Source organism: Pseudomonadota bacterium (genome assembly GCA_030859565.1).
Classification (GTDB): Bacteria; Pseudomonadota; Gammaproteobacteria; order JACCXJ01; family JACCXJ01; genus USCg-Taylor.
In genome coordinates this window covers 1-10,752 of record JALZJW010000130.1, presented here as the reverse complement: position 1 = coordinate 10,752, position 10,752 = coordinate 1, and the positions used below count along the sequence as shown (strand labels likewise).

Genomic DNA, 10,752 nt, shown 5'->3' with positions numbered 1-10,752 from the left:
TGTCGGAACGCTAGACTTCACCTACGGTGACGTTCAGCAAAAAGCTTAAAACTCGTTAAAACCCTTAACCGACGCCATTTTCTGCCACTACACAACAGAATTTATGCAACTGGAGGGGTGATGTCAGACACTATGAACGACTGTAGCGGCGATATCTCGTCGCCGCCGGATCAGAGCGGCCGGTATCCTATGCGGTGTTCCTCGCCGGTGCTACCTCGTAGGTCGGTGGGGCGCTCGGCACGGCCTACAATGATCCGATGAAGGCGATTCGCTTGACCACGCAAGCGATGGAGCAGTGTGGCGAGCGAGGAACGACTGCAGCGGCAGTATGTTATGCCGTCGAATGCGGTTCGCGTGAGCCTTCCAAGTATGGGCGCATTGCTGTGTCGATATAATTTTTCGTATGACGGATTGTGGGAAGGCAATCGCTACGCGATAAAGCGAGTAGCGCCTGTTATCAAAGAGGAACCTGACGAAATCGTCGTGGTCACCGTGTACACGTTTTTCTTTTGAGCGTAAATATCATGAAAATCGCCTATGACTCTGAAATAGATGCTCTCTACATCAGGCTCTTAGAAGGGAGCTACGAATGCCGCACTCTGAGGCTGAATGATGAGGTCGCGCTGAATATCGGACCGGGTGAAACACTTGTTGGTATTGAGATTTTGGACACGAAGCATGTGTTCGGTGCTGAAGAGATCCCTCGGCTTGTCGTGGAAAACGTGCGCTTGGCGGCCTCGAAATAGGATAACGTGGTCACCCATCCAGCCGGCCTCCTGCAATAGGGCGTAACGTATCGCGCCGAGATCCTCGGTGCTGAGCTTTCCACCGTCTCGCCCCTTGTGCCCATTATGTCAAAGGGCCGGTCGGGCGGATGGCCCGAAGGGCGATCCGCCCCACGGGTGGCTTCGGCCGGCTATCATTCCGCAGAACGCAGGGCTTGCGCCATATCCCCTGACTCGCGTTATGGCGTTACCAGCCGAACGCTCGGAAAATAGCTTTGAAAGCGATGCACATCGCGCGTCAGCAATGGCGCTTCGAGTACAGCCGCGTGGGCACCGATGAAAAAGTCCGGCAGCACACCGGTCCTTTCCCCGCCCCGGCGCCGATAGGCCTGATGCGCCTTAGCTGCCAGAAACAACGCCTCTCGCGAAATCTCCCTGTACGCAATGCCCACCTTTTCCAGAACGGCATCGAGGGCGGCGGGATGGTCGAAATCCGGTGAAATTTCGGCGTAGATTACAGGATTGATTAGCACCGGCCCGCGCCGGCTCCATTCGTCGAGGGCCGCAAGCGACCAGCCGCACCAATGGCGGTCCTCGTCGATCACGTCGATGAGGACGCTGCTATCGACAAGGATCACTTGAGGTTTTTGAAGCCTGGATCGTCCTCGTCGCGATCGTAGCCTCGGATTAGGTTCATGTATTCGTCCGTGCTCATGCCGAGGCGCCTACCGGTGCTCCTGAGCGCCGCGAAACGACTCCCGGCCTTTTTCCTCTTGGATAGAGACTTGACCGGACGGAGATTTACCTGGCCGTCGGCGGTGTACTCGAAGTCCACTTGGCTGCCCTCCTTGAGGCCCAGGTACTCGCGAATAGGCTTGGGTATGGTGACCTGTCCCTTGCTGGTGACCGTGGTGCTCATGTTCTTGTCCTTTTGGTATTACTGGAAAAGAAATAGTAATACTGCGGGGCCTGGATGGCAACCGCAAAAACCGGTAGGCGGATGCCTGGATGCGGGGAGCACCAAGGGACGGGCGCGTTAGTATCGTGTCGTCGTATGCCTCGGCGGGGCGCACGTGCCGGTACCGCCCATCCTCAATAATCCTCAAGTTCCTGCAATAGTTTCCCTTGTAGCACCTCGGTATTCTGTCCCCACTGCAAGAGTAAACCCTTGCAGCGAACGCCGGGACACCTCCTGGCACACGGTCAACAAGACCGTGATTTTATCTACTATTTAACTGACAGAGGTAATCATCATGAACAGCAAAGTATTGTCAATTAGCAATTGGAGAATTGCTGGAAATAGCCACACCCTATTGCAGGAGATCGCTTTGGCTAGCCTACTACCCATCTTGCTTGCGGTGTTTCCGCATTCGGTGCTGGCGGTGGATGGTGCAGACGGCTTAGCTTCGACAGGCAATGTCGTACTGGATGACTTTCCTGCATGGACAACAATTCTCAGCAGGGACGTCAACCTGGCTGCCGGCAACCATCAATGTGTCGCCATGGCGAGCACAAATGCAGTCAATCCCGGTGGAAATGATGACGAACAGCTCTACGATTTCGTCGTGAGCCGGAATAATTCAAATCCTTCCTCTCCCGGTGCTTCTAAGCGCACCATCGATCTCGCAGACGTAGGTGGGCAAGCGGACCCAAACGTGTGGCCAGTGGCTACCAACATCTTCGAGAGCGTCCCTGCAGGGAATCACAAGTTCCGTTTTTTGGGCAGAGAGCGAGAGGCGGGTAACCGGAACATGACCGTTAATCATTCCGCCCTCTCGGTGGTTTGCTTCCAAGGTGCTCCACTCTAGTCGGCTGGCCCAGCCGAGTTATTGATCTCCTCCCCGCGGTCGCGCGCGGAGGAGATCAAATTTCTCTGTCCGAGATGAACGTAGGATAATGGCTATGCGCACCAAGTTGATCGTTTCCCCTAGTCGGCATCCACGTTGGGCCGTTTTTGTCGGCGGTGTATTCCTCTTTGCCTTGAGTTCGCACTCGCTATTCGCTGCCGAGCCTTCCACGAGCACTCTGGAACTGCGTTATGCTAACGGTCTTATCGATGCCCATCTGGAGCAGGTTCCGCTCGGCGAAGTTTTGCAGTTACTTGTCCTTGAAACCGGGATCGAGGTAAATTCTTTGGACCCAAACATCGTGTCATGGCGAGTCTCCCTCGCCCTGCAATCGGTGCCTGTGGATGAGGCAATCAAGGCGATTTTAGACGGCCTGTCCTATGCGCTCCATGCCGGCCCTAACAAGCATGAGGTTATAGTTGCTTCCACGCCACCCCGAGCCGCTGGAACCGGCATCAAGACGTCCGGCGGCGAACGTACGCTTTCCGCGTTAGGTCATGGCGGTGCCAAACAAGGTAAGGATGTACCTCAGACCCTAGACGATTTTCAGCCCATCAGCGAGGTGGCGCTTTCATACGGTGATGGCGGGCAGGAGGGCGACTCGTCCGCACGATCGGCGTCTGGCCAAGAATACAACGAGGCGCTCCTTGAACGCGCGCTCACTGCGCTCGGTTCGCAGCATAGGAATTTGTACGAGCAAGCGATCGATGAACTGGCCGCCTTACAAGATCCGCGGGCCGTCGAGGCCCTGGCGCAGGCGGTTTTGCCCGCTACCGGCCTCGACGCCGATACCCGAGAGCGGGCGGCAAGCGCGCTTTCTCAACATGCGATCAATTCCCGGTTTTCCGATCCCGTTTCGGTCGAGCCAATGCAACGACTGACGAAAGACTAAGGACGAAATCGTCCGCGGGATTGCAGTGAATACCTTGCAGCTAATGCAAAAGTACTAAAAACCCGTTTTTCAGGACATGTCAAGTTTTATTAGGTTGCTCTCACTTACTCCCGTTCTATAATCCACATCACGTGGCCGAATAGTTGGCCAACTGTGACCTGAATCGATGCAAAGGTAAAGCAAGGCCCACCACCGAATCGTATTCATTACCGTAAAGCATAACCGTATGCCCCTACACGTTCCGAGCCTAGCCAAGAAGCTACAGTGTTTGTATCAGCGCCACGAGCGCGTTAATACGCACGAGTTATTGGCGGAGCATCTCGGGATCGCACCGAACAACATCTCGATCTGGATGAACGGCAACGAGGTCCGTGCGCGGGAGTTGGTGCCGAACCGGCATATCAAGCGTATCACGGATCTATTTGAGGTACCCGTGCAGTGTCTGGAGATCGACTCGCTAGAGGAATTCAAGGCCTTACTGCACTCATCGCCATTACGAGACGGGCCTTGGCCGCAACTGCTAGCGCGGGCAGCTACCTCGGATGCGATTCATCTCGTGCGTCAAGAGCATCGTTTAGAGCTGGAAGCTCAGTCACGCGGTCTGATCGCTGACGACGACGAACCGCTGGAACAGTTTCAATTGGGTGAACGGCTGTATATTTCACTTACCTTGACTGACGAATGGAATGAAAACGCACAACGCGGCCATACCTACGCAGTGTTGCTGAGTGTGGACCGTGCTAAAACCACTTGTCTGTGCCCATCCTCATTGGCGCCAAATGCGCAGCTACATTCTCCTACGCTGCTAGTCCCGCAGTTGGCGCCGGAGAAAACCTTAAGAGTTGCCGGTCCGGTAGGACCGCAAAGCGTTTTGGTTTTGATCACGGGCTCCCCCCTTACCGAAAATCTATACGCAGGTCTCATGCAAGGATGCCGGGCGGATGCACTCGATCGCTTGGCTACCCATATAACCCAGACCCCAAAAACGCTTTGGCAGCTTCTCAGAAAAGACTACGAAGTGCTTTGATTGTGGACTGTGCAGAAGCAATGCGGGGATGTTAATGATGCAAATGTGCATGCGTTAGACCCATCTGTTGAGCGCGCGGAACATCTGCAGCGTCAGGCCGATGTGTTACTTGCGGAAGGAGACCATGCGCAGGCCGAGCAACGGTACCGCGAGGCCAGTGACATGCTCCTCGTGGTGTATGGTCCATCCCATTCCCGCTATGCTGAAGGTGTAAAAAATCTTGCTTTAGCTTATGTAGCAATGGGACGTTACAAAGAAGCCACGACACTACACCAGCAGGTCATAGACATCTCGCGCGCCACGGCCGGGGAAGACGCCCCTCTGTACCTTATGAGTCTCAGCAATCTGGCCACAGTCCATAGGGCTATGGGTAGTTTTTCCGAGGCTGAGAAACTTTACCAGCAAGCCCTAGAGAGTTACAAACGATTGCACGATCCGGCGGCTATCGCAAGTATCCTGACCGATCTAGCCTGGGTATACGCCATAACCGGTCGTGTTCGAGAAGCTCTAGCTGCCATGTCGGATTCGGAAACCGCACGTGACCAGATGATCAGCCGAGTCGTTTCCCGGGGATCCGAGCGAGACCAGACGGCGTGCGTCGAGTCGATACGTCAAGGATACTATCTGTTCCTTTCCATCGTATTGCGGTATTTCCCGGGCTCACCGGACGCGCCCGGAGTGCTGCTGGAGATTATCTTCCGGCGTAAGGCGCTCGGTCTCGAATTGTCGTTAGCCCGGCGCGTTGCGTTGATGTCTGAACGTAAGTTGTCTATTCAACCTCGGTTAGAAGCTTATAGGCTGCTCCGCCAGCAAATCGCACGGAAGGCCCTTCGCTGCTCGTCCGCGAACGAATCGCCGAATAGGCAATACCGGGACCTTCAGAACCGGCAGACGGAGCGACGGGAGGAGGAAGCGGCATTGTCGCGGGAGATTTCCGACGTAAACCCATTTGCAGAGACGCTAGGCGTCATTAGCCTGCACGCCGTGGCATCGGCCCTGGCATCAAGCAGCGCCTTGGTCGAGTTTGTGAAGTTCCGCCGATACGACGTTGCTTCTATGCAAATCCACGAAAATAACCGGTGGCAGGAGTATCGCTATGCGGCGTTAGTTCTGCTAGCCGGCGCGCCTCAGGCAGTCCGAATAATCGACCTCGGCGATGCTGGTACGATTGATCGGCTCATTAATCAATTCCGCTCATGCATCATTGGGCGCGCAGATGTACAGTATCGTGGTTTGGTTTCCGACGAGGAACCGTCGACGGTGCCATTGGAATCGCCGGGACTAGCCTTACGTGCAGCGCTCTTTGACCCTATACGGCGCATCATTGGAGACATATCGCACGTGATCCTGGCTACAGATGGGGAGCTCACTCGGCTACCTTTTGAAGCTTTACCGCTAGACAGCGGGACCCGGTACTTAGGAGACGACTACTGCCTAAGCTACCTCGATAGTGGACGGGAGTTGTTGCGCTCGCGAACGGGATCGAGCACCTTAGCTTCATCGCCCGTGGTCATCGCGGATCCGGACTTCGACCTTTCAAAGGGCGACGGGTATCACCGCAGCCGCTCTCTACTCCAAGCACTGCTTCGAAAGTGGCGCGGCCGCGGTGGACCCGAGAACGAGCGGCCGGATGCAGGCGATAAAGCGTCGGACCGTCAGACTCCAAACACTCGGTATAAGCAGTGGTATTTCGAGCGACTGCCGGGAACACGGATCGAGGGTGAGATCATTGCCAGTATGCTTAGCGTCCCGCTATGGCACGGCCCGAGAGCCTCGGACAAAAATCTTAAGGAGCGGAGATCTCCGCGCATCCTTCACCTCGCGACGCATGGGTTTTTCTTAAAGAAGCACCGGTCTCATTCGGATCCCGCCCTGCCGTTTAGTGAGTCTGAACCCTGGTTATTCCCGCTGGAAAACCCGCTACTGCATTCGGGGATCGCGCTTGCCGGCGCTAATCATGTCTTCACGCGGGAAGTCTTACCTGAAGACGGGAACGATGGGGTTTTGACAGCGGAAGAGGTCGCCGGTCTTGATTTACTAGGCACTGAGCTTGTAGTGCTGTCGGCCTGCGAGACGGGGCTTGGTGAAGTAGCCATCGGCGAGGGTGTGTTGGGCTTGCGGAGAGCCTTTATCCTGGCGGGAACGAAAACCCTCATCATGAGTCTTTGGAAAGTCGCGGACTTACCGACGGTGATTTTCATGTCGCGGCTGTACGAGAACCTGATCGATGCGCGTATGCATCGCGATGCGGCCCTGCGGCAGGCAATGCTACCTTCGGCAACTCACCATCGGCCAGCTCCGCGATTGGTGGTTTAGTACCAAGATACTTGAGCGCCTAACCGATCACAAGATGACGGTTCGTGCTGCCCTCGAGCCATACCTTACACACCCCGACTCTTACCATCCCTTTGAGCATCCCTATTATTGGAGCGCATTCATTCTACTCGGCGTAACAACGCCGCTGAATTAAGAAACCTACCGCGCTTGCGCAGCGTTACGCCACGGCGATAAGGCTATAGCCAACAACCGGCTGTTCGGGCATCGCGCAGAAAATAGATGTAAAAACGGCCGCTTCAATACCCGCCGCATGCGTAGAGGCCGCGATTAATTTTAGCCCGTTCATGGAAAATGGACCACGGATGTGTACAATGGTGGAAGCTAAAGTGGAGCTATTCTTCCGTAATTCGTTGTGATGTCACCCGTGAACATGGGTTCCACACGGAGCAGATTCAAATCTTTTCTCCTCGATCAATCCCTTCGAATTACCGAACATCCCCATCGCCGGGCCACATAGTTTGTGCCACTTAGTCTGCATCACAGTGAATTCGGGCAGGGCCGGCCGCTGATCATCCTGCACGGCCTGTTCGGCTCGAGCGCTAACTGGAAATCGATGGCGCGGCGCCTCGGTGCCGCCTACCGCGTCATTCTTCCCGACTTGCGCAACCATGGCGCCTCGCCCCACACGGACAGCATGGGCTACGATGAGATGGGTTCCGATGTGCTGGGTTTGCTCGAAGAGAAGGAATTGCCGCGCGCCTTTCTCCTCGGCCATAGCCTGGGCGGCAAGGTCGCGATGACCCTGGCCTTGCTGCATCCCGGGCGTGTCGCGGCGATGGTCGCGGTCGATGTGGCCCCCGTGCGCTACGGGCATCGCTTCGGGCGGCTGATCGAGACGCTCCGGGCGCTGCCGCTGGACACGCTGACCGATCGGGCCGAGGCGGACCGCTTATTGAATGTTGACATCGGCGATGCCCAGTTACGGCAATTTTTACTCCAGAATCTGGTGCGCCTGGATCAGGGCTTCGGCTGGCGCATCCACCTCGAGGCGATTCACGCCGCGATGGAGGATCTCTTGGGCTTCCCCGATCTTACCGCGGGCGCGCCGTTCCTTGGGCCGAGCTTGTTCATCGCCGGGGAACGCTCGGACTATATTCGTCCCGAATACACAGCGGCTATTCGTGAGCGCTTTCCCCGCGCCGAGATGGTGACCATCCCGGGCACCGGCCACTGGGTCCATGCCGAGAACCCACAAACCTTCCTCGCGGCACTAACGCCATTTCTCAAGCGCGCGGAGCCATCACCGTCCGACTAGACGGAGTGTTCCGATCGCGTCAAAATGCCCGTCGCTTCCCTGGGATCGTCAAATTCCTTCACCCCGCGCAAACGAGTGGGGGTGTGGCTCAAGCTGATGTTCGGAGTAATCGTGTGAGAAACGAATCGATTAAGAAAGTCGTGCTGGCCTATTCCGGCGGGCTCGATACCTCCGTGATTCTAAAGTGGCTGCAGGAGACCTACCACTGTGAAGTGGTGACTTTTACGGCCGACATCGGCCAGGGCGAAGAGATCGAACCCGCGCGCGCTAAGGCACAGGCCCTCGGTGTGAAGAAGGTCTATATCGACGATCTCAAGGAAGAATTCGTGCGTGACTTTGTGTTTCCGATGTTCCGCGCGAACGCGATTTACGAGGGCGAATATCTGTTGGGGACCTCGATTGCGCGCCCGCTCATCGCTAAGCGCCTAGTCGAGATCGCGCGTGAGACCGGGGCAGACGCCGTCTCTCACGGCGCCACCGGCAAGGGCAATGATCAGGTACGCTTCGAGCTTGGCGCCTATGCGCTTAAGCCCGATATCAAGGTCATCGCGCCGTGGCGCGAGTGGGACCTTGCCTCGCGCGCGCAACTGCTCGATTATGCAGAGCGGCACGCGATACCGGTCGAGCGCACGAGCGGCAGGAAACCGCCCTATTCCATGGACGCGAACCTCTTGCACATCTCCTACGAGGGCGGCGAGCTCGAAGATCCCTGGGTCGAGCCTGATCCCTCAATGTGGCGTTGGACGAAATCGCCCGAGGCCGCCGCCGGCCAGCCGCGTTACGTCGATTTAACCTTCGAAAGCGGCGACGCCGTGGCCATCGATGGTGTCCGCCTGTCGCCGGCGGCGCTGCTCGCAACGCTGAATCGCTTAGGCGGCGAGCATGGGATCGGGCGGCTCGATATCGTCGAGAACCGCTACGTCGGCATGAAGTCACGCGGCTGCTACGAGACACCGGGCGGAACGATTTTGCTCAAGGCGCACCGCGCGATCGAATCGCTCACGCTCGACCGCGAAGTGGCCCATCTCAAGGACGATCTCATGCCCCGCTATGCCGCGCTGATCTACAACGGCTATTGGTGGAGCCCCGAGCGCCGTATGTTGCAGGAATTAATTGACGCGGCGCAGGTGCACGTGAACGGCGCCGTGCGTTTAAAGCTGTATAAAGGCACGGTCATGGTGGCGGGCCGCAAATCCGACACGGACAGTCTCTTCGACACCGCTACTGCGACCTTCGAAGACGATGCCGGAGCCTATGATCAAAGAGACGCCGGTGGTTTCATAAAATTAAATGCACTTCGGATGCGTATAGCAGGACAACGTTCGAAAACTACGTAAACCTTTTCAGTCAGGATGGTACCCCTATGCAATGCCCAAAATGTAACAATAAGCTATCCTCTCTTAAAGTCTGGCTTATCTCGCGCTGGTCACCCTTGCGCTGTGATCGTTGCGGAACGAGCTTAACGCGATCGATCGACAGGCAATTTTTTATCATCTCGGTTCTCTTATTTTCCGGGATCTTTTTATTCATATCGACGCCTCTTTTCTTAATCGGCTGGCTCATCGCCGTAATGCTTGTTGATGCTTACACTGTCCGGCTCGTTCCCGACGACAAGCTTGAAGTCTAGAGAACTCAATTTCGGGTCCGCGAAAGCTGACTGGCGAAATCGTGGACCCGCGCTGATCTATCATACTCCGATCAGCGGGGTAGCTTGTCTTTGTTTAAGTACGACCGCGGCCAGATCCCGAAATGATCAAGGTCCTCGTCGCTTCCATCGACGACCTCGTAATTGCGATAGGTTTCTCGCCCGACCCAAGCATAGGCGGTATGCTCGTTGTTGAGCTCGATGTTTCCGCGCTTCCACCGGTAATGAAACAAGAAGATCTCGAACTTACCCGCATAAAAGCTGTCCCGAACCGGGCCGAGCTTGCGCACGGGTACGAGCCGATGATGGGGGCCTAGCTCCTCCCTTAACTCGCGTATAGAGCACGCCTCCGGCGTTTCATCAGGCTCGATATGACCGGCCGGGAATCCCCATTGTCCTGGACCGAGGCTTAGGTGCAGGGACCGCTTGAGAAGCAGAATTTCGTTGCGATCGTTTTCGAGGATATTGATAGCAAAGCGGGTGTATTCCATCGGTACGTTGACGGGCAGTCACATCCGGGGCGAAGAATGCCAACCTTGCACTCACAGCGCTCGCGTTGCCGCATATCATAGTGCATTGATTCGACAGAGAGCTTGTGAAAAAATCGTCGCGAGCGAAGGGAGGTCGCGTTTCGCCGGAGCGCAGGAACCGGAGTGTATATTGAAATACATGAGGATTCCGAGCACCGCCGGAATGCGAGATCCCGAGCGCAGTAGGTTTTTTCACAAGCTCAGAGACGAACCGTCCCACTGTGCTCGTGCTATTCTAAGTCATGCCGGCCGTATCCTACGATCGATTGTTCAAGGAGATCGAAACTCTGGTTATGTATCACTCGCCGAGTGGGGTGGAAGGCGAGATCGATGAATTTCTGCTCTACAGGTTGCGAGAGTGCGGCCACGAGGTGATCCAAGACCCGGCGGGTAACATTATCGTCAAGGTTTCGGGGCGCAACGAAGGCGCGATCGCCGTCACCGCGCACAAGGATGAAATCGGAGCGATCGTAAAAACGGTGCGTGCCGACGGG

At 56.3% G+C, this 10,752-nt stretch carries 12 protein-coding genes; 8 read left to right on the top strand and 4 right to left on the bottom strand.

Annotation, left to right across the window (positions count from 1 at the left end; genetic code table 11):
* Window positions 1-524 precede the first annotated feature (524 nt).
* Window positions 525-746 (top strand): DUF2283 domain-containing protein, encoded by a 222-nt coding sequence (locus tag M3436_16325; protein ID MDQ3565610.1) that lies wholly within the window; start codon window positions 525-527, stop codon window positions 744-746.
* A gap of 218 nt (window positions 747-964) precedes the next feature.
* On the opposite strand, the gene M3436_16320 is transcribed toward M3436_16325, so the two are convergent.
* Together M3436_16320 and M3436_16315 are read right to left on the bottom strand one after the other, a co-directional pair.
* Window positions 965-1,363, bottom strand: coding sequence for a type II toxin-antitoxin system VapC family toxin (locus M3436_16320; GenBank protein ID MDQ3565609.1), 399 nt, complete (start codon window positions 1,361-1,363; stop codon window positions 965-967).
* Window positions 1,360-1,644: an AbrB/MazE/SpoVT family DNA-binding domain-containing protein gene (locus M3436_16315; GenBank protein MDQ3565608.1), complete on the bottom strand. Its 285-nt coding sequence runs from the start codon at window positions 1,642-1,644 to the stop codon at window positions 1,360-1,362. Before M3436_16315 ends, M3436_16320 begins: the two co-directional genes overlap by 4 nt.
* 334 nt (window positions 1,645-1,978) lie before the next feature.
* Here M3436_16315 and M3436_16310 point away from each other — a divergent pair, with 334 nt between their 5' ends.
* The 6 genes from M3436_16310 to M3436_16285 all read left to right on the top strand — a co-directional run bounded on the left by M3436_16310 (window position 1,979) and on the right by M3436_16285 (window position 9,420).
* Complete coding sequence (locus M3436_16310) at window positions 1,979-2,533, top strand: hypothetical protein (GenBank protein MDQ3565607.1); 555 nt, start codon at window positions 1,979-1,981, stop codon at window positions 2,531-2,533.
* Window positions 2,534-2,705: 172 nt separating this feature from the next.
* Window positions 2,706-3,464 carry a hypothetical protein gene (locus M3436_16305; protein ID MDQ3565606.1) on the top strand — a complete coding sequence of 253 codons (759 nt, stop codon included), beginning with the start codon at window positions 2,706-2,708 and terminating at the stop codon, window positions 3,462-3,464.
* 226 nt (window positions 3,465-3,690) lie between these two features.
* Window positions 3,691-4,491, top strand: coding sequence for a DUF4384 domain-containing protein (locus M3436_16300; GenBank protein ID MDQ3565605.1), 801 nt, complete (start codon window positions 3,691-3,693; stop codon window positions 4,489-4,491).
* 45 nt (window positions 4,492-4,536) lie between these two features.
* Window positions 4,537-6,807 carry a CHAT domain-containing protein gene (locus M3436_16295; GenBank protein MDQ3565604.1) on the top strand — a complete coding sequence of 757 codons (2,271 nt, stop codon included), beginning with the start codon at window positions 4,537-4,539 and terminating at the stop codon, window positions 6,805-6,807.
* A gap of 481 nt (window positions 6,808-7,288) precedes the next feature.
* A complete protein-coding gene (locus M3436_16290; protein ID MDQ3565603.1) occupies window positions 7,289-8,083 on the top strand; it encodes an alpha/beta fold hydrolase in 795 nt (264 codons plus the stop codon).
* 113 nt (window positions 8,084-8,196) lie between these two features.
* Window positions 8,197-9,420 carry an argininosuccinate synthase gene (locus tag M3436_16285; GenBank protein ID MDQ3565602.1) on the top strand — a complete coding sequence of 408 codons (1,224 nt, stop codon included), beginning with the start codon at window positions 8,197-8,199 and terminating at the stop codon, window positions 9,418-9,420.
* Window positions 9,421-9,430: 10 nt separating this feature from the next.
* Here the strand turns inward: M3436_16285 and M3436_16280 are convergent, their stop codons facing one another.
* Together M3436_16280 and M3436_16275 are read right to left on the bottom strand one after the other, a co-directional pair.
* On the bottom strand, window positions 9,431-9,646 hold the full coding sequence (locus M3436_16280) for a hypothetical protein (protein ID MDQ3565601.1): 216 nt from the start codon (window positions 9,644-9,646) through the stop codon (window positions 9,431-9,433).
* A 135-nt stretch (window positions 9,647-9,781) separates the two neighbouring features.
* Entirely contained in the window at window positions 9,782-10,219 is a 438-nt protein-coding gene (locus M3436_16275) for an NUDIX domain-containing protein (protein ID MDQ3565600.1), read from the bottom strand.
* Window positions 10,220-10,500: 281 nt separating this feature from the next.
* On the opposite strand from M3436_16275, the gene M3436_16270 reads away from it, so the two are divergent.
* The coding region (locus tag M3436_16270) for a M42 family peptidase (protein ID MDQ3565599.1) at window positions 10,501-10,752 on the top strand (252 nt) is incomplete at its 3' end.